The following is a 21991-nucleotide window of genomic DNA, read 5'->3' on the forward strand; positions in this document are numbered from 1 at the left end:
TCCGTTCGATTCATATGGTTTTAGTATAGGAAAAGGAATTTCTCGGGGCCGCCTCTCGGCGGCCTTGCGAAAAACAAATCCAAGTTAGACCATTTCAAATGGTTCGATGTCTGCCCGGATGCGACACATCTGGTGTGTCCATCCTCGCAGTATCCGGTTCTCAAGGTGCACGCCTGCGCTGGTTCCCGGTTGCACCGGGCCGCGCGGCAAGGAGATATATTGCCAGACCGGAGGGGCCCCGTGGGCGGGAATCTGGGCGTACACATTTCCTACACATCTTGTGATCCGACTAACGTTTGCCAGCCGTTAACTACCGCTCGCCGAGCATCTCTTTATATAAGGCAGTCTCATGGTTAAAGCGGATACGTCCCCCTAGCTAAAGCACAGCCAGCATCGAGCAACTCATCACGTTCTTCCACCGAGAACCCCTCGGCGTAGACGCGCACCACTGGTTCGGTCCCGCTAGGACGGACCAGCAGCCACGTGTCATCCTCAAATGACAGACGCAAGCCATCCATATGACTAACGTTTTGCGGCACCTTGCCACAAATCGACTTGGGGTTTACGCCCGGCAGCAGGGTTCGTAACGTTTCGGCATCTTCGGCCTCAAGGCGCAAATCGCGTCGACCGTAACTCGTCTTACCAAAACTGTCCTCGAGTTGGTCGACCAGAACGCCCAAAGGCGCGTCCGTCTTTGCCATAAGCTCACACAGAATCAGACAGGCGAGGATTCCATCGCGCTCGGGCATATGCGCGGCGATGCCGATACCACCGGCTTCTTCGCCGCCCATGAGGACGCCGCCCTTCTTCATCTCCGCCGCTATATATTTGAAACCGACTGGTTTGACGGTCACGCGGCAGCCAAGCGCCTCGGCAATGCGACGCACGAGCGTCGAGCATGAAAGATTGACGACGACGCGCCCCTCCAAATTGCGAAATTGAACCAAGTCGCCCAAAACGAGCGCCATGATCTGATGCGGATGTATATATCTGCCGCGCTCGTCAACCGCGCCGATACGGTCGGCGTCGCCGTCGGTCACCAGGCCAGCGCAAGCTCCGTCCTCGATAACCGTGCGCTCGCAAGCGTCCACCCACGGTTCAACGGGGTCGGGGCAGATATCTTCTTGGTCAGACGCCTGCCCGGCGTGAATCTCGTGCACCTCAACGCCAAGCTCGCGCAGCAAGTCGGCTAGATAGCCCTGGGCTGCGCCGCCCATGGGATCGACAACCACGCGCAAGTGCGCGGCGCGGATGGCTTCGGCATCGACAAACGATGCCACCGCCTGCATATAGTCAGGAATGATATCCGCGGTGCGATATTGCCCCTCGATCCCCATTGGCTCGGGAGCCATAGTCTCTTCGAGCTCTTCGATGACATCCTGGTTGGCGGTCGAGCCGTCACCCATGCGAATCTTGAGGCACAGATAGCCCTGCGGATGATGGGACCCCGTCACCATGAGCGCGCCGCACGCTTCACCGTCATAAGCCGCCGCCCACGTAAGGGCAGGGGTCGGGACAGGTCGCGAAGCGAGCACGGCGTCTAGCCCGTGCGCTGCTAGCACGCCCGCCGCAAGCTCAGCGAACTCGCGCGCCAGGGGCCGGGTGTCGAACCCTATATATACCGTTTTGCCCGGATTGGTCTTTTGCCACAACTCGCCGACGGCATCGGCGATACGGGCAACGTTATCGGCAGTGAAGTCCTCATCGACGCGAGCGCGCCAACCGTCAGTTCCAAAATGAATTATCGCGCACACGCGCAGACACCTCACAGTGTTTGGATCATGGTACGCATGGGGTATACCCGCAACATGCACTCGGCAACCTGCCGGCACCAGCATTCACCATTTGGGCAAATGCTGCCGAGGACATGCAAGCAATAAAAAAACCGCCCCGTATGGAGCGGTTTGCCCTTTATATATCGAGCGTCTCGGCCATCGCGGCCGTAGTGATTGCCGTGGTTCCACAGCAACTGCCCACCATTGCGGCACCGGCATGTCTCCATTCGATGCATGCGCGCGCGAAAGCTTCGGGGTTCTCGTGCCATACGGGGCCATCCTGAGTCTGGACCGGATCGCCTACGTTGGGACGCACCGTGACGGGAGTAGTCGCCGATGCAACCATCCTGGGCACCGCCGCGTTCGCGGCCGCAAGCGAACAGCAATTAACACCAACCGAATTTGCGCCGTGTTTTTCGGCGTACAAAACGGCTGCCTCGATGTTGAGGCCATCGCCCAACAGGTCGCCTTTATCGTCAACGACAAAACTCACCAGAACAGGCATGCCGTTGGCGGCATCTAGGGCGCCGGCAAGCATGGGCTGCAGATTACGGATAGACGTCACCGTCTCGATCAGCAGACCGTCAACACCAGCATTGAGCAAGGCGTGCGCCTGTTCGCGCGCAATGCCGCGGATTTCACGATACTCGGCAGAGTCCTCGGCAAACCACTCAATACCGATCGGGCCCATCGAGCCTAGCAGCAGCTGAGGGTGCGCCTGGCGGGCATCGTCGACGGCCCCGCGATTGACCTCCGCCACGGACGGCGCAATCTGGTCGTGCTTGAGGGCATAGCTCGATGCCTGAAAGGTGTTGGTAATGAGCACCTGCGCGCCGGCGGCGACATACAAGCGATGGATACGAGAAACGGTCTGCGGCTCTGCCAGATTCCAAAACGCCGGTGGAATGTCGGCGGCATCGTACTCACTCAACAGAACACTGCCCATGGGGCCCTGCGCCAACAAGGTCTCGCTCGACAAGCGGCGCGTAAGTTCCTCGGCACCAAAGCGGTTGTAATAACTCGTATCCATATATATCCCGCTATTCCTCGACGCTGATTCCCTGCTTTTCGAGATAGGCGAGCCAGCGGCTCATCGTGTCCTCGGATAGCGCATGCTCCATCATGCAGGCCTCGGAATCGGCTCGCTCAAATTCGACACCGAGCTCCTGAACCAAAAACGTGCGGATGAGGCGATGACGGTACCAGATAGCCGTGCCAACCTCGCGACCGCGATCGGTCAGGATTACCTTGCCGTAGTGCGATTGCTCGACAAGCTCGGATGCCTTGAGCGCCGAAACCGCTTTATTGACCGATGCCTTGGAGACGCCAAGGCGCTGCGCGATGTCGACCGATCGCACGCCGTTGGTTTCCCCCTCTTCGCTTTCAATGCGAACCATGCACTCCAAGTAGTCTTCGTTCGCCACCGTCAGATGTAGTTCGCGCGAGCTATTTGTCGTATCCATGATCTTCCGTCCCTTCTGCATTCAATGGCTGATTCTACCCCATCCAAGCGTCGTGGTATGCCGTGGCATACCGTGCTAGAGTTCTTGTTGCACACGACGACCAAGATTGGAGCGGTCTTTATGGAAAACACCACCACGAGCCCCGATGTCCTCGAACGCTTTTTGCGCTACGTCCAGATCAACACGCAGTCCGAGGATGCAAACTGCGACCAGGTACCCTCGAGCGCCGTTCAGTTTGACCTTGCCAACGTGCTGGCCGAAGAGCTGCGCGAGCTTGGTGCGGAAGATGCCCACGTGACCGAGCACGCCTATGTCTGCGCGCATATCCCCGCAAGTGCGGGCGCTGAGGACAAGCCCGCCCTGGGCCTGATCGCCCATCTCGACACCACCGAAGTTGCACCGGGCGCCGGCGTGAAGCCGCACATCGTACGCTACGAAGGTGGCGACCTGGTCTGCGGCACGGTTGACGATAAGCCCGTTGCCATGAGTACCGCCAAGCTTCCCGCCCTGAATGACCTAGCGGGTGAGGACCTGGTCTGCAGCGACGGCACCACGCTGCTGGGCGCAGACGACAAGGCAGGCGTCGCCGAGATCATGTCGCTTGTCGCGCGTATCGCTCAGGACCCTTCTCTGCCCCATCCCGCACTCGGCATTTGCTTCTGCCCTGACGAGGAGATCGGCCACGGAGCCGAGCTGTTGGATATCGATACCTTTGGCTGCAAGTACGCCTACACGGTCGACGGCGGCCCCATCGGCGAACTGGAGTGGGAGTGCTTTAACGCCGCCGAGGCGACCGTCCGCTTTGAGGGCCAGTCCATCCACCCGGGCGACGCTAAGGGCCGTATGGTCAACGCAGGCAATCTGTTCTGCGACTTCAACGCGTTGCTCCCCTACGTGCAGCGCCCGGAGTATACGGAAGGCTACGAGGGCTTTTATCACCTTGAGGGTGTATCTGCGACCGTCGATCACGCCACAGCGCGCTATATCGTCCGCGACCATGACGCCGCCAAGTTCCAGCTGAAACTCGACCTTATTGATGCCGCCGCCTCGATGCTCAACCAGCGTCTGGGTGAGGAGCGCGTGACGGTCGAGATTAAGCAGCAGTATCGAAATATGGCCGAGATCGTTCGTGACTATCCCGAGCTTATTGATGTTGCCAAGGAAGCCTACCTTGCCTGCGGCGTTGAGCCCCAAGTGCTGCCGATTCGCGGCGGCACCGACGGCGCCCAGCTGTCGTTCCGCGGTCTGCCCTGCCCCAACCTTTCCACCGGCGGCTATTGCTACCACGGCGTCAACGAGTTCGTCCCGGTCAGTTCGCTCGTCAAGATGACCGACGTGCTCCAGGAGCTCGTCGCCCGCTTTGCATAAGCCTGGCTGCACAAGTCCAAAAGACGAATCGCCCCGTCCTCAAGCAAGAACGGGGCGATTTTTTTGCTGCAATGAGAACAGGTTGACGCACGCCAGCCTCTTAACGCAAGGAGTGTCCCAAACTGCCGGCACAAAAGGAACGTCCCCAAGTGCCAAGTGTTCCGGCAACGCCGATGTTTTGGCGCGGACAGCGAAAACCCGCCAGAGCGAGCAAGGTGCCTTGAAACGAGGCGGCATTGATCTTTTGATCATGCCGCCGAAGTTGAAAGGCAGATTGCCGCTCTGGCGGGTTTGCAGCGTCAACTGGTTACGCGGTTTGGTAAAACCGCGTAACTCTAATAGTTGGCCTCGTAGCCGTTACCGTCGCCGGTGGGCTCTTCGTAGTAGTCCGAATCGCTCGAATCGCTTGAGTCATCGGAATCGTCAGAGCTGACCGATGAGGTTGCGGTACCGTTTGCGTAATCGTCAGACGTGTTGTTGTTCAGGTCGCCGATCGTAGAGCTGGAACCGTCGGAAAGACCCATGGTGTTGGGACCCTTGGGATCCTTGCCGGCATCGACGCGCTCCATCATTTCCTTGAGCTCGTCCTCGTAGACAAAGACGTAGCTCACACCGTCGATCATGGTGCTGTCGTCGGCGTACGAGGGCAGGTTGGCCGAGTAGATACCGTCGACATCCATACCGCGCATGGCGTTGACCGTAGCCACGATATCCTGAACGCTCATATCGGTTACGAGCATATCGGACAGCGAATTAACCAGGCCAAAGATCTTCGTGGCATCGAAGTTATTGAGAATCTGGTTGGCAAGGGCGCCAAGCACCTGACGCTGGTGGCGCATGCGCGTGTAATCGCCGTCGGCATAGGTGTAGCGGCAGCGGGCATAGGTAAGGGCGGTGGCACCGTCCATATGCTGCTGGCCAGCGGTAATCTTAATATCCAGGTGCTCGGGGTCGTCAACATCATCGGTTGCGTTAATGTCGATACCGCCAACCGAATCAATCAGCGCCTGCATACCGTCGAAGCTGACCTCGGCATAGTGGGAAATCTGAACACCGCACAGCTCGTTGACCGCCTCGACCATGGCCTCGGCGCCGCCAACGGTATGGCAGGCGTTGATCTTCATGGTCTCGCCCTTGTACTCGACCTTGGTGTCGCGCGGAACGGAAATGAGCGTCGCCTGCTTTTGCGTGGGGTCGATGCGTGCCAGGATAATCGAGTCGGCACGATACGTATCCTCGCCCGGACGGCCGTCGGTGCCAAGAAGCAGCACGTAGAACGGATCCTTTGCCTCATCGGTGTCAACCAGAACCCGACGCAGATTGTCGGTAATGACATTAGAATCGCCGAGCTTGCCCATAATGGTGGCAAACCACAGGCCGGCAGCGGTAGTGGCACTCAGCAGCACGCCAAGCACGACAATGAGCGCGACGTGACGAATCGTGTGGCTACGACGACGTTGACGAGCGCGCTCGGAATAGCGAGCCACGTTATCGCGACTGTAGATCTTGGCCTGCGCACCAGTTGAGGGTCTTCGGGCGGTGGTATCCGCGAGGGGCTTTTTATTAAACATAGGCAACCTGTATTAGTAGATGACGGGATCGGGGACGGTAGCATGCTCGACATGCGCGCCGAGCGCCTGCAGCTTTTCGACAAACTGCTCGTAGCCGCGCTTGATGTGATGGATGGCCGAAACCTCGGTCGTCCCGTCGGCGATCAAGCCCGCTACGACGAGGGCCGCTCCGCCACGCAGATCGGGCGAGGTAACCTGTGCACCCGAGAAGCCCTTGACGCCATGAATCATGGCATGATGGCTCTCGATACGAATGTCGGCACCCATGCGCACCAGCTCAGAGGCAAACATAAAGCGATTCTCGAAGATGTTTTCGGTAATAACGGAACTGCCGTCGGCAAGGGCGGAGAGCACCATAATCTGCGCCTGCATGTCCGTTGGGAAGCCGGGGAACGGAAGCGTCTGGATGTCGACCGGCTTGATACGCTCGGCACGGTTCACATGGACGCCATCTTCGACGCGCTCGCAGTCGATACCCATGAGCTCCATCTTCTTGAGCACCATGCCCAAGTGAATGGGGCAAAAGCCCGTTACATCGACACCGCGATCGTCGGCCATCAACGCACCGGCAACGATAAAGGTACCGGCCTCGATGCGGTCGCCCACCACGCGATGGGTAACGGGATGGAGCTCTTCCACGCCTTCGATAGTCACGACGGGCGTACCGGCGCCAACAATCTTGGCGCCCATCTCGTTGAGCATGTTAGCGAGATCGACGATCTCGGGCTCGCGCGCGGCATTGTCGATAACCGTGGTGCCCTGTGCGCGCACAGAGGCCATGATGAGGTTCTCGGTCGCACCGACGCTGGCGAACTCGAGCGTGACGGTGGTACCGCGCAGACCTTGGGGCGCATTAGCGTTGATGTAACCGTGGGCGGTATCGAACTCAACGCCCAGGGCCTCAAGACCAAGAATGTGCATATCGATCTTGCGAGCACCCAGGTTGCAGCCGCCCGGCATGGCAATTTTGGCGCGATGGAAGCGGCCCAGCAGGGGTCCCATGACGGCGGTGGAAGCGCGCATCTTGGCAACGAGCTCGTAGGGGGCCTCCCATGAATCGACCTGAGAGGTATCAATCTCGAGCGTGTGTTCGTCGAGAACATCGATCGTAGCGCCCATGCCTTTGAGCACCTTGCCCATCACGTGGACATCGGAAATATCGGGCACGTTCTGCAGCGTCGTCTTGCCCGGCGCCAGAAGCGTTGCCGCCATGAGTTTGAGCGCGGAGTTCTTGGCGCCCGAGACGGGCACGGAGCCTCCGATGGCGTGGCCACCCTCAACGCGGATAATATCCAAGGTCTACCCTTTCAAAAAGCATGCCCGGGGTGGCTGGGCCATCCCGGGCATGATGTGTTCGCAAATGGTCGAACGCTAAATCGTTTGACTATTGGGCAAGCTTGAGCTTACACCATGCGATTTCATTATAGAGGTAGGCGCGGCGTGCATCATCCTCCGACAAATTACCCAGCTTCTCTTCAAAACCTTGAATATCAGCTTTAAGCTTGTCGGCATCGACGGTCGCCAAATCGCAAGCGCGCTCGGCGAGAACGGTCACGACATCGTCCGCAACCTGGGCATAGCCGCCGGCCACGGCAAACGTGTGGTCGACAGTGCCCATGGCCTTATCGGAAACGCGAACGTAACCGCGGTCGATCGTGCAGATCTCGCTGGAGTGAGCAGGCAGAACGCCAAACTCGCCATCCGTGGACGGAATCGACACAAACGCAGCGTCGCCCTCATAGGCGCAGCTCACGGGGCACACGATGCGGATACGCATAACCTACTTCTCCCCCATCTTGCGGGCGCGCTCGCGCACGTCCTCAATCGTGGAAGCATAGCGGAAAGCCTGCTCGGGCAGGTCATCGGCCTTGCCGTCGACAATCTCGGCGAAAGAGCGGACGGTATCCTCGACGCGGACGTAGACACCGGGGTTGCCGGTGAACTTCTCGGCGACGTGGAAGGACTGCGAGAGGAACTGCTGAATCTTACGGGCACGGTTGACCGTAAGGCGCTGCTCCTCGGACAGCTCGTCCATACCCAGAATGGCGATGATGTCCTGAAGGTCGGAGTACTCCTGCAGGAGCTCCTGGACCTTGACGGCGACACGGTAGTGCTCCTCGCCGACGATCGAGGGATCGAGAGCGTCGGAGGAAGATGCGAGCGGGTCGATAGCCGGGAACAGGCCGAGCGACGAAATGCTACGCGAAAGAACCGTGGTGGCGTCGAGGTGCGTAAACGTCGTGGCAGGCGCCGGGTCGGTCAGGTCGTCTGCGGGGACGTAGACAGCCTGGACGGAGGTAATGGAGCCCGTCTTGGTCGAGGTAATGCGCTCCTGGAGGTCGCCCATCTCGGTTGCCAGCGTGGGCTGGTAACCAACGGCGGACGGCATACGGCCCAGCAGTGCGGAAACCTCGGAACCTGCCTGGGAGAAGCGGAAGATGTTGTCGATGAACAGCAGAACGTCCTGGCCGCGATCGCGGAAGTACTCAGCGGTGGTAAGGCCGGCCAGACCGATGCGCAGACGCGCTCCGGGCGGCTCGTTCATCTGACCATAGACCAAGCAGGTCTTGTCGATAACGCCAGACTCGCTCATCTCGAGGAACAGGTCGGTGCCCTCGCGGGTACGCTCGCCGACGCCGGTGAACACCGAGGTGCCGCCGTGCTCCTGGGCGAGGTTGTTGATGAGCTCCTGGATCAGAACGGTCTTGCCGACGCCGGCGCCGCCGAACAGACCTGTCTTGCCGCCGCGGATGTAGGGCTCGAGCAGGTCGACGGCCTTGATGCCGGTCTCGAAGATCTCGGTCTTGGTGGTGAGCTCGTCGAAACGGGGCGCTGCATGGTGGATGGGGTAGAACTCCTCCACCTCGGGCATGGGCTTGCCGTCGACGGGCTTGCCCATGACGTTCCAAATGCGGCCGAGCGTCTTGGGACCAACGGGCATCTTCATGGGCTCACCGGTATCGGTGGCGATGAGGCCGCGCTGCAGGCCGTCGGTCGAGGACATGGCGACCGTGCGGACGACGCCGCCCGGAAGCTGGCTCTCGACCTCGAGGATCGTGCTCAGATGACCGATCGGGGTCTCGGCCTCGACCGTGAGCGCGTTGTAGATCGGGGGCACCGCGCCGTCAAACTTGACGTCGACGACAGGGCCGATGATTCGCACGATGCGACCATCACCGGCAGTCGTCTTCTTGGTGGCTTCCTCGACCGCAAGCTTTACGGTGTTATTAGCCATTACTGTTCCTCCAATGCTGAGGCTCCGCCGACGATCTCGTTAATCTCGGTCGTGATCGAAGCCTGGCGCACGCGACTATACGTGCGGGTAAGGGTCGAGATGATCGCGGTGGCGTTTTCCGTCGCGGAGTGCATGGCCTTGCGGCGTGCACCCTGCTCGGCAGCCGCCGAATCGATCAGGGCCTGGTAGATGACCGTCAGGATATAAGACGGCACAAGCTTGCCGAGAACATGCTCGGGAGAGGGCACGAACTCGAACGTGGACGAGATGCGCTTAGGGGCGTCGGTCTCGTTCTTACGCGGACCGTGGGCCATAGCGATCATCTCGGGGTCGAGCGGCAACAGATGCTCGACGCGAAGCTCCTGATCCACGCGGTTCTTGGCGTGGTGGTAGACAAGCTCGACACGGTCAAGCTCACCGGCACGATACGCATCGCAGATATGAGAGGAGATCATGCGGGCCTGATTGAAATCGGGCTCAGAGGAGTTGCCCTCAAAGTGCATGACAACGTTTGCGCGGTCACGGAAATACGTGGCCGGCTTACGCCCGCACGCGATGATCTCGCATTCGATGCCGTCGTTCGCCCAAGAAGCGGCGAGCTTTTCGGCCGTGCGCTCCACCGTCGTATTGAAACCGCCGGCAAGGCCGCGGTCCGAGGCAACAACGACAATCAGGCCATGCTTGACGCTCTCATGCTTCTGCAGCATGGGATCGGTGCCCGAACAGGAGGCGTCGCCGGCGACCGTCAACATGACGTCGGTCAGCGCCTCCTTATAGGGCTCGGCCTGCTTGGAGCGATCGAGGGCACGACGAATCTTGGCCGTAGAGACCATCTCCATCGTGCGCGTGATCTGCTTGGTCGTGGTAACCGAGGAGATTCGCTTCTTAATGTCGCGAAGGTTGGCCATGGGGCTTAGTTCTCCTCTGATCCAGAAACATCCGAATGGTGCTTGGCCATGAACTGCTGCTTGAAGTCGCCGATGACGCGCAAGAGCTCAGCCTTGGTGTCATCATCGATCTTCTTGGCGCGAACCTTGTCGAGCAGCGAACCAAAGCCATTGTCCATGTACTCGATGAGCTCGGCACGGAAAGGCAGCACGTCGGCGATCTCCAGGTCATCCAGGAAGCCCTCGTTGCCAGCGAACAGCGTAACGATCTGCTCGCCAACCTCAAACGGCTTGTAACGCGGCTGCTTCAGGAGCTCGGTCATGCGAGCACCGTGGGTCAGCTGCTTCTGAGTAGCCTCGTCGAGGTCGGAGCCGAACTGCGTAAAGCCAGCGAGCTCCTGATAGGAAGCGAGGTCCAGACGGAGGTTGCCGGCGACCTGCTTCATGGCCTTGGTCTGCGCATCGCCACCGACGCGGGACACGGAGATACCCACGTCGACTGCCGGGCGCTGACCCTGGAAGAAGAGCTCGGACTGCAGGTAGATCTGACCATCGGTAATGGAAATGACGTTGGTCGGAATGTAGGCCGAGACGTCGCCGTCCTGGGTCTCGATGATCGGCAGTGCCGTCATGGAGCCGTAACCGTTCTTCTTGGACATCTTGACGGCACGCTCGAGCAGACGAGAGTGCAGGTAGAAGATGTCGCCAGGATAGGCCTCGCGTCCGGGCGGACGATGCAGCGTCAGCGACATCTGACGGTAGGCCACAGCCTGCTTGGACAGGTCATCGTAGATGACGAGCACGTGGCCGCCGGGGTTGGTCTCGCTGGCGGGCTTGCCGTCCTCGCCGTTGTACATAAAGAACTCGCCAATAGCGGCACCGGCCATAGGCGCGATGTACTGCATAGGGGCGGAATCGGCAGCGGTGGCCGAAACGATGATGGTGTAGTCGAGCGCACCGTGCTGAGCGAGGGTCTCGCGGATGTTGGCAACCGTGGAGGCCTTCTGGCCGATGGCAACATAGATGCAGACCATGCCCTTGCCGCGCTGGTTGAGGATAGCGTCGATGGCGATGGCGGTCTTACCGGTCTTACGGTCACCGATGATGAGCTCACGCTGACCGCGGCCAATAGGCACCATGGAGTCGATAGCAAGCAGACCGGTCTGAACCGGCTCGCACACCGGGGTACGATCGATGACGCCGGGAGCCTTGAACTCGATGGGGCGACGGTGCGTAGCGACGATGTCGCCCAGGCCGTCGATGGGCTGGCCGAGCGGATTGACGACGCGGCCGAGCATGGCACGGCTCACGGGGATATCCATAACGCGGCCAGTGGTGCGGCACTCGTCGCCTTCCTTGATGGAGTCGACGGCACCGAACAGAACGGCGCCGACCTCGTCACGGTCAAGGTTCTGGGCAAGGCCGAAGACGGTCTCACCGGTATCGGAGCTCTTGAACTCCAGAAGCTCGCCTGCCATGGCGCTCTTGAGGCCGGAGACGCGCGCGATGCCGTCGCCTACCTCATCGACCGTTGAAACCTCATGCGTATCGACCGTCGCGGAGAGGCTCGTGAGCTGCTCCTGCAGTTTCTTGGCGATATCCTGGGCATTGAGGGTTTCGGACATTAGGCTTCACCTCCGTACGAATTAGCAGAGTTTGCGAGGGTCTCCTGCGCGATGCGCAGCTGCGTCTTGACGGAAATGTCACGACGCTCGCCGCGGGCCTCGAGCACCAGGCCGCCCACGATAGACGGGTCGACCTGCTCGATAAGGAATACCTTGCGGCCGAAGTCCTGCTCGCATTTCTTAGTGATGGTTTGACGCAGCTCGTCGTCGAGCGGGATCGCCGTGGTGACGGTCACGCCCACTACATCCTCGTCTTCCTCGGCAACATACTTAAAGGCAGCTGCCACCTTGGGAAGAAGGTCGAGCTGGTCGCGCTTGGACATGGTGTCGAGCACGGCGATGATCTCGGGGCTGGCAGAAGCCAGGCGCTCGATCATCTCGAGGTCCTCAAACACATGGTCCTCGGCCTTAGCGGCTTCCAGAAGGGAGCGCGCGTAGGTCTCGAGCACCTTGTCCTGATAGCGGCTAGTCGGCATTCAGGCTACCTGCTTCCTGGATGTAGCGCTCGATGAGCTTCTTCTGCTCGGCATCGTCCTCGAGTGCCTCGCCCACGATCTTGGTGGCGACGGCAACGGACAGGTCGGCGATGGAGCTCGCGGCACCGGCGTAAATGGACTTGCGCTCGTCCTCGACGGTCGTATGGGCCTTGGCGATGATCTCCTCGGCCTCCTTGTGAGCAGCCTCGATGATACGGGCGCGCTCGGACTCGGCGTCCTTACGGGCCTCGAGAACGATGTCGGCAGCCTGACGACGGGCGTCGGTGACGATCGAGTCGGACTCAGCGCGCTTGGCGATAGCCTCCTGCTTGGTCTTCTCGGCCTCGTCGAGGCTCTCCTCGATCTTCTTGCCGCGCTCCTCCATGGTTTTCATGATGCCCGGCAGGGCGACCTTTGCCAGCACGATCCAGATGATCAGGAAGGCGATAAGCGCCGGGATGAACTCCGCCATCTTAGGGATGAGGATGTCCGCACCGGCAGCGCCGTCCTCGGCGAACGCGGAAACCGGCATGAGCAGCGCGGCCGCGGACGCGGAGAGTGCGATCGCGCTCTTCTGGGATGAAAGATTCATACTTGACGCTCCGTGCTATTTAACGATCAGCGCGACAACGAAGCCGATCAGAGCCAGAGCCTCGCCGAAGGCGGAGCCCATGATGAAGACGGTGAACACGCGGCCCTGGACCTCAGGCTGACGGGCCATAGCACCCGTAGCACCCAGAGCAGACAGGCCGATAGCAAGACCAGCGCCGATAACACCGAGACCGTAACCGATAACTCCCACGATTCCTCCTTTGTCGTGCGTGTCTTATTTCACGCAGGATAACCTTTTTATAACTGCCGGGCTCCATGGGTACGGGCACCGGCGGTTTAACGAATTGCCTTACCTTTAAGGCGCGAACGGAAGATTACTCCTCCTCCGCGACCTCCTCTGCCTCGGAGACATACACGGCGGTAAGGACCGTGAAGACGTAAGCCTGGATGGCGCCGACCACAAGCTCGATCGCATAGATCAGGATGAGGATGGCAAGCCAGGCCAGCGAAGGCAGGGCGCCGACGGCGTGGGCCGCGGAAACCTGCTGAAGCAGCGGCTGCATGAACATGCTCGCCATGATGGCGAACGAGCCCATGACCACGTGTCCTGCGAACATGTTGCAGAACAGACGGACGGCGAGCGTGATGAGGCGCAGGAAGGTCGAGAAAAGCTCGACGACCCACACGAGCACGTTCATCGGGAAGCTCACGCCCTGCGGGGCGAGGCTCTTGATGTAGCCGATCACGCCGTGAGCCTTGCATCCGTAGTAGATGAAGTACACGAAGGCGAAAATGGCGAGTGCGGCGGTGGAGCCGATTGCGCCGGTGCCGGGCTTCATTCCCGGGATCAGGCCGATCATGTTATTGATCAGGATGAACAGGAAAAGCGAGCACAGGAACGGGAAGTGCTTCTTCCAGTTCTCACCCACGACACCCTTGCCGATATCGTTCTCGACGTACTCGATGATGTACTCGAAACCGTTGACGAAGAAGCCCTTGGGAACCAGGGTCTGCTTCTTCTTGAACACGGCCAGGACGATCAGGAGCACGATCGTGGAGACGATCAGCCAAAACGAGTACTGCGTGATGCCGCAGCTCAGATCGCCCACGACAGGGGTGGAGCTGAACTCGCTGACCAGATGATTAATCTCATCAGGCAGCTTTTCAAAAATTTCCACGACTTACCTTTCGACCTCATGAGGATCTCGCAGCGCCTTGGCGACGCGAACCGCGCAGGCGGCCATAAAGGCCACGAAGCCGATCGCCTCGCCCAGGAGGAACATGCGAAATGCCTCTCCGAACAACACAAACACAACCAAGGTAAAGACAAGCAACGCGATTGCCGAGACCGCGAGACTCACCATACCCTTGAGCATGTCCGCATTCTGCTTATCGTCAAGAACCGGCTTGAGCGTAAAGACAAAGGGAAGGAAGGCAATCGCGCCCGCGATGGCACCTGCAACGATAGCGAGCAGATCGGCTATCTGAAACACTGGCGTCCTCACTTTCCTTTTTAACGCCTTACAGAACAGTTCCCGCCAAACATTGGTGACTATTGTACGAGCCAATCGCTAAAGTACAACCGAAAAAGCATCGGTTAATACGCACCTGTTCGTTTTCTTAAGACCTTCTTTATGCCGCAGGTACGGTAATACGTTTTTCTCGAACCCTGCAGGGCAAAACGTCCGTTAACAGGAGTGCGCGTGGTCGTCTTTTGCTCGCCCGCGCGCACCATTTCTTCGTATTTTCGACGTTAGCCGGTATGGCCCAGAGATTACAGCGTGCCGTAGATGCGGTCGCCGGCGTCGCCCAGGCCGGGAACGATGTAGGCAGCTTCGTTGAGATGGTCGTCGATGGCGCAGGTATAGATATGCACATCGGGGTCCTTCTCAGTCAGCGACTTGAGGCCCTCGGGGGCCGCGACGATGCACAGCATGCGGATGTCCTTGACACCGCGCTCGCGCAGGTAGCTGATGGCCATCTCGGCCGAACCGCCCGTGGCGAGCATGGGGTCGACGACCAGGCAGATGCGCTGGTCGATATCCTTGGGCATCTTGCAGTAATACTCATGCGGCTCGTGGGTAACCTCGTCGCGCTCCATACCGATGTGGCCCACGCGAGCGGAGGGTACCAAGTCGAGGATGCCATCGACCATGCCAAGGCCTGCACGCAGAATGGGAACGATGGCGAGCTTTTTGCCGGCGAGCTGCTTAAACGTTGCGGTGGTGATGGGGGTCTCGACTTCGACGTCTTCCATGGGCAGGTCGCGCATGGCCTCGTAGCCGTCAAAAAGTGCGAGTTCGCGCACGAGCTGGCGGAACTGGTTGGTGCCGGTGTTTTTGTCGCGCAGAATCGACAGCTTATGCTGGACGAGCGGGTGATCGACAAGGGTCACACGGGACGTATCGTAGGTGACGGTCATGGGTTGATTGCCCCTTTCGTTGCGGCCGGAAGATGGCCTTGCTGGCAAGGCGCATGGCGATGTTGTTGCCGCGCGCCGTGCATTAGTTTAGCGGTTTGTTGTATCGAGCAGCCCATCGCAGCCCTACTGTGCGGTACTGAGCGAGCGCTTGACTGCATCACACCAGCCCGCAAGGTTTTGTTCGCGGCGCTCGGCGGACATGTGGGGAAGGAAGGTCCTAACGATCTGGGCATTTTGCTCCAGTTCTTCCAGGTCTTCCCAATAGCCGACGGCAAGACCCGCCAAGTACGCGGCACCGATCGCCGTGGTCTCCACCGTCTCGCACTGCAACACGGGGATATCCAGCAGATCGGCCTGGAATTGCATGATGAACTCGTTGCGCGAGGCACCGCCATCGACGGACAGGCGCTCAATCGAAAGTCCCACGTCCTGCTCCATGGCGCGTAGTACGTCATAACTCTGGTAGGCCATGGACTCGCAGGCCGCACGCACAATGGTCGCGCGACTCGAGGCGCCGGTCAGGCCGCACACGATACCGCGAGCATGCGGGTCCCACCAGGGAGCGCCCAGGCCTGCGAAGGCGGGGACGAAGTAGCAGCCCTCGTTGTCGTTAATCGAAGTGGCGAGTTGCGCGGACTCGCTCACGCTCGAGATGATGCCCATGTTGTTACGCAGCCAGTTCATGGTTGAGCCGGCGGCAAAGATAGAGCCCTCGAGCGCATAGCTGATCTTGCCGTCCGCGGCGATACCGATCGTGGAGACCAGACCGTTCTTGGATTCGACGATCTCGTCGCCGGTGTTCATGAGCATAAAGCAACCCGTGCCATAGGTGTTTTTGGTCTGGCCGGGATGGAAGCAGCAGTGGCCGAACAGCGACGCCTGCTGGTCGCCCGCCACACCCATGATGGGTGGCATGTTGGTCATGATGTCGCTCGCGACGCGGCCGTAGTCGCCCGAGCTCCAACGAACCTCGGGCATCATGGAACGCGGGATGTCGAAAAGTGCCAGCAGATCGTCGTCCCAATCGAGCGCATGGATATTAAAGAGCGCGGTGCGGCTGGCATTGGTGTAGTCGGTGGCAAAGACCTGACCGCCGGTGAGGTTGTAGATGAGCCAGGTGTCGATGGTGCCGAACATGAGGTCGCCCGCCGCCGCGCTCTCACGCGCACCGTCGACGTTATCGAGAATCCACTGCACCTTGGAGGCCGAGAAATACGGGTCGAGCGTAAGCCCCGTGCGGGAGCGCACCAGCTCTTCTGCGCCCTGCTCGACCAGCTCGTCGATCAGAGGTGCGGTGCGACGGCATTGCCACACGATGGCGTTATAGATGGGCTGGCCGCTTATGCGGTCCCACACCACCGTGGTCTCGCGCTGGTTGGAGATACCGATGGCGGCAATGCGGTCAGAATGGATGCCGCTCTTAAACTGGACCTCCATCATCACGCCGATCTGGCTGGCAAGCACCTCCGTGGGATCCTGCTCCACCCAGCCGGGGCGCGGGAAGCTGGTTTTGACGCTACGACGCGCCTGGGCGACGATGCAGCCGTACTCGTCGACGATGGTCGCGAGTACCGAGGTAGTGCCGCAGTCGAGCGCCATGATGTAGGAACCGCCAAAGCTAAACGGGGCGTCTTCCATACCCAGGCTACCTAGATTCAACGACATCGCTTAAACCTTTCTATTGCATCGGGTCGGACAGGACCCGTTCGATCTCTGATGCGGGAAGCGCGCCTTGGCGCAGGATCTGGAGCTCGCCGTGCTGAAACGACACGATGGTTGAGGCATCGCGACACGGGGTCTCACCGGCGTCGACGGCCACATCGACCCCCTCCAGGATGCGCTCCTCCACCGTGGCAAAACTTGCCGGCGCGGGCGCTCCATGCGTGTTGGCGCTGGTGCAGGCAAGAGGGCTGCCGCAGGCGCGGATGAGCGCTTGCACCACGGGCGAGGCCGAAGCGCGAAGTGCCACCGTGTCGTCGGCGGCGCGCATAAAGGTCGGCACGCAGGGGGCCGCCTTAACCACGATAGTCAGGGCACCCGGCCAGCATCGTCGGGCGAGCATGCGGGCCTCATGAGGGATATCCACGCCATAGCGGTCGAGCGCCTCGGCATCATCGACCAGCCAGGCAACCGTTTGGGTGAGCTCGCGCTGCTTGAGGGTAAAGATACGACGATAGCCGGTACCGAGCGCGGGGACCGCGGCGCCGTTGACGGTGGCCTGCGGATCGCGCGGCCACGGCAGAGGCTCACTTGTATCTTGTGGAACGGCATCCGAGAAAGCGTTGACCGCCACGGCGACACCGTAGACCGTCTCGGTTGGAATAAGCGCCAGGCCGCCGCGACCGAGTAGCTCGGCCGTGCGCTCGACTGCAAGCCGATGCGGCTCGCGCGCTCCCTCGTATACCCGATAGACCGTCTGCATGTGTATGCCAGCCCCTTACGCCCTGGTGCAAGTTTGTTTACTGTGGGGCATTCTCGCACGAAACGTTCAATCTATTTGCCCAGAGCGCATGTTGGTTTGGTGAGCGGCTCTAGTAGTCGGTGAAAGTGAGGGGGTTATTGGACGGCTACGAACTTCTTGGGTCTTCCGGCGTGACGTTCTTGGGCGGCGTAGCGCTCGATGCTGTCTATCGTTATCATCCGACGGCCATCGACGAGTTCAACATCGAGCTTTCCGGCTTTGACCAGCGCGGTAATCCGCGGAGCGGAGACTTTGAGGTCCAGCGCCGCGTCTTTAAATGTTCGGCACGCCGCTTCTCGAGCGTCCTCGTGGTCGATTTCGACTGAAAGGGCCACGACCTCGGCCGAGCGTTCGTACCCTGCCGGAGTCAAACCGTTGTTGAGGTCGTCGGCCAAAAACGCCATCAGCGCCTCGGTGGCATGGGCAATCGCTTCTTCGCGCGTATCGCCATCGGCAAAGGCACCGGGAATCTGCGGGAAGCTGGCGCAGTAACCGTCGTCTTCTTTTATGAGAACGCAGTCATAGGTAAATCGCTGCCTCATTTTGCCTCCAACTACCATCCAGCTTGGCGACGAATACTTGCCCACGTGCCCTTCTTTGGTCGATCACCACCAGAGCCGTTCACGGTGACAACACGGTCGCCAGAAACATACTTAGCATGACTGCCGACTTGCGCGACCTTCACGAATCCATCGTGCTTGAGTAGGGCAATGATTTCCCGAAAGGTAGGAGGTTGCATGGGCCGACCTCTTTCAGCCGTCCTAATTATAAACTATTTTATAATTTTTGCTAACCAGTTAATAAATATTACTGGCGCTGCTTGGGCTCGGTGACGATGGCTCGGACGATACGGGGACGATCGGTGAGGTCGTGGACGATGCGCACATCCGAAAGGCCCGCTTGACGGCAGAGCTCGGCCGCGGCGTCGAGCGCGCCCTCGTAGAGCTCGCAGGCAAAGAGGCCGCCGGCGCGCAACATGTAGGGCGCCGCGTTGAGCAGACGGCGGAAGATATCGAGGCCGTCGGCACCGCCCTCGAGCGCCAGATCGGGCTCAAAGTCCTTGACCTCGTGCGGCAGCGAGCGCATGACATCGGTGGGAATGTAGGGCGGGTTGGAGACGAGCACGTCAAAGGTGCCCCACTCTTCGCGGGGAATGGAGCTCACCAGGTTGGTGAGGCTAAAGGCGACCTCGTCGGACGTGAGGCCAAGCGCATCGCGGTTTTTGGTAGCAAGGTCGATGGCGCGCGGCTCGATATCGGTAGCAGTGCAGGTGACGTGGCCGCGACGCTCCCAGGCAAGCGAGAGCGAGATGCAGCCCGTGCCGCAGCCGACCTCGAGAACGCGGGCAGTGCGGGGCTCGGCTGGGGCAGGTACGTTGGCCTCGGCGGCATCTTGCACGAGAGTCGTCTGTTGGTCGTTGCCCTCAATGGCGATGCCGTATTCGTCGAGCTCGGGCTCGGGGGTTTCCATGGCCTCTACTTCTGCCGCCTGCGCGGCGGCTTCCTCGGCCTCGCGATCGGCAAGCTCCTCGGCATAGGCGCGGCTACCGAGCACGTCGCTACCCAGCGCAGCCTCATCGGCGGCCGTCAGGTTGGCGGCACGGCGCTCGGCGGTCGCGCGTTCGTCGGCCAGCGCCGCCTCGGCTTTGCGAGCCTGCTCGACCTCATCGTTCCAAGGCAGCTCCACGCGCTGGCGGGCGGCGGCCTCGGGGCTCAGCACCTCGGCATCCAGGTAGTTGAGGACTTCTTCGACGAGCATCTCGGTCTCGGGGCGCGGGATGAGCACGCCGGGGGCGCACGCAACATCGACCATGCGAAACTGCGTGCTACCGGTGATGTACTGCAGCGGCTCGCCCTTCGCGCGACGGACGACCGCCGCGTGCATGGTCTCGAGCTGCGCCGCGTCGAGCGTCTCGTCCATGCGCATATACAAGTCGATACGCGCCAGGCCCGTTGCCGCGCACAGCAGCCACTCGGCAGAAAGACGGGGGTGTTCCTCGCCGCGCTCGGCCAGGTACTCCTTGGTCCACTCGAGACAACGCTTGATGGTCCAGATCTCGTTTGCCATGGGGTCCTCCCCTCTTAAGCGCCGGGCGGCGCACGAATGTCGGAGCAGATTGTACGCGAGGCCAGCGCTTGGCAAGGGACGATTGAAGGCGATTATCGAGAATCAGCCCAGAATTTTGCAACCGGCTCGCTCAAAGTGTTCATTCGCCGACGTCCATATCTGCATCCGTCAAGCTTTTGGCAAGGTTGCCCCAAAACTGACCAATATCTAACCAAATACTTGCCACATCGCTTGACGCGCGACGCATCAAAAATCGCCCCGCGACTTCTTGAACGATTTTTCGAGCATTATTTTTAAAAATGATAAGTAAATTTAAGCAGGTAAACAACTTAATTGCTATTAAAGAAGATTGAATAAACTCACAAAGCAATGTGCCCGACCTAGTCATTGGGGACGTTCTTAAACGACTAGCTGTCAGGGACAGTCTTCGCAGCCAGCCACAAAGAACCGTCCCCATCTGCCAGCCTTTAGGGACAGTCCCCATCTGCCAGCCTTTAGGGACAGTCCCCAACTGCCGGCACAAAAGGAGCGTCCCCAAGTGCCAAGTGCCGCAAGAATGTCCCTTTTGACTAGTCATTTAAGAACGTCCCCAATGACTACCCGAGAGAACGCCGCAGGTAGAAAGCGGACAGCGAGCGACGTCCAGAGCGAACAAGTTGGCATGAAAAAGGCAAGGCATAGACCTTCTGGTCATGCCTTGCCTTTTGAATGACAAATTGTCGCTCTGGGCGGCGCGCAGCGTCAGCTGGTCCGCCGTTCGTTAGAACGGCGGAACCTAAGGGCGCAGCGTCGAGCCGTTACGGCGTTTGGTAAAACGCCGTAACCTAAACTGCCTGTGCCAGCTTCTCGGCTCGCTCGGCGGCGGCAAGCGCCTCGATGACGGTGCCAAGTTGATCGCCCAGAAGGACGCCGTTGTAGGTGGAGTTGAAACCGATACGGTGGTCGGTCACGCGGTCCTGAGGCTGGTTGTAAGTACGAATCTTCTCGGAACGGTTGCCGTGGCCAATCTGGCTCTGGCGCTCGGCGCCGAGCTCGGCCTGCTGTTTCTCGAGTTCCATCTCGTACAGACGGGCACGCAGCATCTGCATGCAGACCTCGCGGTTCTGGATCTGGGAGCGCTGCTCCTGCGACTGCACAACGGTGTTGGTGGGCAGGTGAGTGATGCGTACGGCGGAGTAGGTGGTGTTAACGCACTGACCACCAGGGCCCGAAGCGCAGTAGGTGTCGATGCGCAGGTCGGACTGGTTGATCTGGACGTCGATCTCCTCGGCCTCAGGAAGCACGGCGACGGTTGCCGTTGAGGTCTGGATGCGGCCCTGAGACTCGGTCTTGGGAACGCGCTGTACGCGATGCACGCCGGACTCGAACTTCATGACGGAGTAGACGCGGTCGCCCTCGACCTTGAACTCAATGGACTTAAAGCCGCCGGCCTCGCTGGGGCTGGAGTCGAGCACGGTAGTCTTCCAGCCGCGCGACTCGCAAAAGCGCTGATACATCTTGTACAGGTCGCCGGCGAAGATGGCCGCCTCGTCGCCACCGGCGGCGGAGCGGATCTCGACGATGGTGTTCTTGTCGTCGTTGGGGTCGCTCGGGATGAGCATGTACTTGATGTCTTCCTCGAGCTGGGGAAGCTTGGCCTCGTTTTCGGAGATGTCCATCTGGAGCATCTCCTTCTCATCGGCATCGGTGGTATCGTGCAGCATTTCCTTGGCAGCCTCGATGTCATCGAGCGCGCCGATGTACTCGCGCGAGGCGGCGATGAGGTCGGACTGGTGCGCGTATTCCTTGTTGAGACGCGTGAACTCCTTGATATCGGAGGCGACGGCCGGGTCGGAAAGCTTCTTCTCGAGCTCCTCGTAGGCCTTGATGATCTTTTCGAGCTTGTCGCGCATGACGGGACTCCTTTATGTGCGTGAAGGCGAAAATCGGCAGAGTTGATGGGGCGCGCGGCGCCACTGCGGGGGTAAGCCCAGCTAGAACATGTCGATCTTCAGATACATGCGCATCCCTTCGCGTATGAGGTACATAGTTGCGGTCTAACCCATACATGATAGCGTGCGCAGGCATACCTGCATATAACCCGCACGGA

At 60.1% G+C, this 21991-nt stretch carries 22 protein-coding genes; 1 reads left to right on the forward strand and 21 read right to left on the reverse strand.

Translation table 11 applies throughout. The annotated features are described in order from the left end of the window. Positions 1–353: 353 nt before the first annotated feature. The 3 genes from AAAV44_RS07890 to AAAV44_RS07900 all read right to left on the reverse strand — a co-directional run bounded on the left by AAAV44_RS07890 (position 354) and on the right by AAAV44_RS07900 (position 3238). A complete protein-coding gene (locus AAAV44_RS07890; protein WP_161145479.1) occupies positions 354–1754 on the reverse strand; it encodes a phosphoglucomutase/phosphomannomutase family protein in 1401 nt (466 codons plus the stop codon). A gap of 157 nt (positions 1755–1911) precedes the next feature. Continuing rightward, the gene (locus AAAV44_RS07895) at positions 1912–2805 is read right to left on the reverse strand and encodes a homocysteine S-methyltransferase family protein (protein ID WP_349115269.1); all 894 of its coding nucleotides are present in this window, start codon (positions 2803–2805) and stop codon (positions 1912–1914) included. A 10-nt stretch (positions 2806–2815) separates the two neighbouring features. Next, positions 2816–3238, reverse strand: coding sequence for a metal-dependent transcriptional regulator (locus tag AAAV44_RS07900; protein WP_040359600.1), 423 nt, complete (start codon positions 3236–3238; stop codon positions 2816–2818). Positions 3239–3358: 120 nt separating this feature from the next. Between AAAV44_RS07900 and pepT the strand changes: the two genes are divergently transcribed. Further along, positions 3359–4606, forward strand: coding sequence for a peptidase T (pepT, locus tag AAAV44_RS07905; protein ID WP_349115270.1), 1248 nt, complete (start codon positions 3359–3361; stop codon positions 4604–4606). Between the two features lie 335 nt (positions 4607–4941). Here the strand turns inward: pepT and AAAV44_RS07910 are convergent, their stop codons facing one another. The 18 genes from AAAV44_RS07910 to prfA form a co-directional block, all read right to left on the reverse strand. Continuing rightward, positions 4942–6177, reverse strand: coding sequence for an LCP family protein (locus AAAV44_RS07910; protein ID WP_006235722.1), 1236 nt, complete (start codon positions 6175–6177; stop codon positions 4942–4944). 12 nt (positions 6178–6189) lie between these two features. Then, entirely contained in the window at positions 6190–7473 is a 1284-nt protein-coding gene (murA, locus tag AAAV44_RS07915) for a UDP-N-acetylglucosamine 1-carboxyvinyltransferase (protein ID WP_035138796.1), read from the reverse strand. Positions 7474–7561: 88 nt separating this feature from the next. After that, positions 7562–7954 carry an ATP synthase F1 subunit epsilon gene (gene atpC / locus AAAV44_RS07920; RefSeq protein WP_006235718.1) on the reverse strand — a complete coding sequence of 131 codons (393 nt, stop codon included), beginning with the start codon at positions 7952–7954 and terminating at the stop codon, positions 7562–7564. Positions 7955–7957: 3 nt separating this feature from the next. Then, positions 7958–9412, reverse strand: coding sequence for a F0F1 ATP synthase subunit beta (gene atpD, locus AAAV44_RS07925; RefSeq protein WP_006235717.1), 1455 nt, complete (start codon positions 9410–9412; stop codon positions 7958–7960). Further along, complete coding sequence (gene atpG, locus AAAV44_RS07930; RefSeq protein ID WP_349115271.1) at positions 9412–10320, reverse strand: ATP synthase F1 subunit gamma; 909 nt, start codon at positions 10318–10320, stop codon at positions 9412–9414. Before atpG ends, atpD begins: the two co-directional genes overlap by 1 nt. Before the next feature lie 5 nt (positions 10321–10325). Further along, complete coding sequence (gene atpA, locus AAAV44_RS07935; RefSeq protein ID WP_006235714.1) at positions 10326–11924, reverse strand: F0F1 ATP synthase subunit alpha; 1599 nt, start codon at positions 11922–11924, stop codon at positions 10326–10328. Next, on the reverse strand, positions 11924–12400 hold the full coding sequence (locus AAAV44_RS07940; RefSeq protein WP_260699621.1) for a F0F1 ATP synthase subunit delta: 477 nt from the start codon (positions 12398–12400) through the stop codon (positions 11924–11926). The genes atpA and AAAV44_RS07940 overlap by 1 nt, the downstream gene beginning before the upstream one ends. After that, entirely contained in the window at positions 12390–12992 is a 603-nt protein-coding gene (atpF, locus tag AAAV44_RS07945; RefSeq protein ID WP_006235712.1) for a F0F1 ATP synthase subunit B, read from the reverse strand. Before atpF ends, AAAV44_RS07940 begins: the two co-directional genes overlap by 11 nt. A gap of 15 nt (positions 12993–13007) precedes the next feature. Continuing rightward, complete coding sequence (locus tag AAAV44_RS07950) at positions 13008–13202, reverse strand: ATP synthase subunit C (RefSeq protein WP_022094262.1); 195 nt, start codon at positions 13200–13202, stop codon at positions 13008–13010. A gap of 124 nt (positions 13203–13326) precedes the next feature. Beyond that, the gene (gene atpB / locus AAAV44_RS07955; RefSeq protein WP_022094263.1) at positions 13327–14130 is read right to left on the reverse strand and encodes a F0F1 ATP synthase subunit A; all 804 of its coding nucleotides are present in this window, start codon (positions 14128–14130) and stop codon (positions 13327–13329) included. 3 nt (positions 14131–14133) lie between these two features. Next, positions 14134–14445: a hypothetical protein gene (locus AAAV44_RS07960; RefSeq protein ID WP_035138788.1), complete on the reverse strand. Its 312-nt coding sequence runs from the start codon at positions 14443–14445 to the stop codon at positions 14134–14136. A 281-nt stretch (positions 14446–14726) separates the two neighbouring features. Next, on the reverse strand, positions 14727–15374 hold the full coding sequence (gene upp / locus AAAV44_RS07965; RefSeq protein WP_117746943.1) for a uracil phosphoribosyltransferase: 648 nt from the start codon (positions 15372–15374) through the stop codon (positions 14727–14729). Between the two features lie 123 nt (positions 15375–15497). Continuing rightward, on the reverse strand, positions 15498–17039 hold the full coding sequence (gene glpK / locus AAAV44_RS07970; RefSeq protein WP_349115272.1) for a glycerol kinase GlpK: 1542 nt from the start codon (positions 17037–17039) through the stop codon (positions 15498–15500). Between the two features lie 13 nt (positions 17040–17052). Then, a complete protein-coding gene (locus tag AAAV44_RS07975) occupies positions 17053–17796 on the reverse strand; it encodes an L-threonylcarbamoyladenylate synthase (protein ID WP_225093995.1) in 744 nt (247 codons plus the stop codon). A 134-nt stretch (positions 17797–17930) separates the two neighbouring features. Beyond that, positions 17931–18377, reverse strand: a complete 447-nt coding sequence (locus tag AAAV44_RS07980) for a type II toxin-antitoxin system HicB family antitoxin (RefSeq protein ID WP_118260181.1) — start codon at positions 18375–18377, stop codon at positions 17931–17933. A gap of 265 nt (positions 18378–18642) precedes the next feature. Beyond that, a complete protein-coding gene (locus tag AAAV44_RS07985) occupies positions 18643–19902 on the reverse strand; it encodes a HemK/PrmC family methyltransferase (protein ID WP_349115273.1) in 1260 nt (419 codons plus the stop codon). A gap of 139 nt (positions 19903–20041) precedes the next feature. Next, a complete protein-coding gene (locus AAAV44_RS07990; protein ID WP_349115274.1) occupies positions 20042–20386 on the reverse strand; it encodes a hypothetical protein in 345 nt (114 codons plus the stop codon). 340 nt (positions 20387–20726) lie between these two features. Next, positions 20727–21794 (reverse strand): peptide chain release factor 1, encoded by a 1068-nt coding sequence (gene prfA / locus AAAV44_RS07995; protein ID WP_055252487.1) that lies wholly within the window; start codon positions 21792–21794, stop codon positions 20727–20729. Between the last annotated feature and the right edge of the window lie 197 nt (positions 21795–21991).

The sequence above is a fragment of the Collinsella sp. CLA-AP-H1 genome (assembly GCF_040092945.1).
Classification (GTDB): Bacteria; Actinomycetota; Coriobacteriia; order Coriobacteriales; family Coriobacteriaceae; genus Collinsella.

Bases quoted from the DNA above. Each gene is read 5' to 3' on its own strand.
- AAAV44_RS07895 (WP_349115269.1), bottom strand. From the start codon at position 2,805: ATGGATACGAGTTATTACAACCGCTTTGGTGCCGAGGAACTTACGCGC.
- AAAV44_RS07900 (WP_040359600.1), bottom strand. From the start codon at position 3,238: ATGGATACGACAAATAGCTCGCGCGAACTACATCTGACGGTGGCGAAC.
- pepT (WP_349115270.1), top strand. From the start codon at position 3,359: ATGGAAAACACCACCACGAGCCCCGATGTCCTCGAACGCTTTTTGCGC.
- AAAV44_RS07910 (WP_006235722.1), bottom strand. From the start codon at position 6,177: ATGTTTAATAAAAAGCCCCTCGCGGATACCACCGCCCGAAGACCCTCA.
- atpC (WP_006235718.1), bottom strand. From the start codon at position 7,954: ATGCGTATCCGCATCGTGTGCCCCGTGAGCTGCGCCTATGAGGGCGAC.
- atpD (WP_006235717.1), bottom strand. From the start codon at position 9,412: ATGGCTAATAACACCGTAAAGCTTGCGGTCGAGGAAGCCACCAAGAAG.
- atpG (WP_349115271.1), bottom strand. From the start codon at position 10,320: ATGGCCAACCTTCGCGACATTAAGAAGCGAATCTCCTCGGTTACCACG.
- atpA (WP_006235714.1), bottom strand. From the start codon at position 11,924: ATGTCCGAAACCCTCAATGCCCAGGATATCGCCAAGAAACTGCAGGAG.
- AAAV44_RS07940 (WP_260699621.1), bottom strand. From the start codon at position 12,400: ATGCCGACTAGCCGCTATCAGGACAAGGTGCTCGAGACCTACGCGCGC.
- atpF (WP_006235712.1), bottom strand. From the start codon at position 12,992: ATGAATCTTTCATCCCAGAAGAGCGCGATCGCACTCTCCGCGTCCGCG.
- upp (WP_117746943.1), bottom strand. From the start codon at position 15,374: ATGACCGTCACCTACGATACGTCCCGTGTGACCCTTGTCGATCACCCG.
- glpK (WP_349115272.1), bottom strand. From the start codon at position 17,039: ATGTCGTTGAATCTAGGTAGCCTGGGTATGGAAGACGCCCCGTTTAGC.
- AAAV44_RS07975 (WP_225093995.1), bottom strand. From the start codon at position 17,796: ATGCAGACGGTCTATCGGGTATACGAGGGAGCGCGCGAGCCGCATCGG.
- AAAV44_RS07980 (WP_118260181.1), bottom strand. From the start codon at position 18,377: ATGAGGCAGCGATTTACCTATGACTGCGTTCTCATAAAAGAAGACGAC.
- AAAV44_RS07985 (WP_349115273.1), bottom strand. From the start codon at position 19,902: ATGGCAAACGAGATCTGGACCATCAAGCGTTGTCTCGAGTGGACCAAG.
- AAAV44_RS07990 (WP_349115274.1), bottom strand. From the start codon at position 20,386: ATGGGGACTGTCCCTAAAGGCTGGCAGATGGGGACGGTTCTTTGTGGC.
- prfA (WP_055252487.1), bottom strand. From the start codon at position 21,794: ATGCGCGACAAGCTCGAAAAGATCATCAAGGCCTACGAGGAGCTCGAG.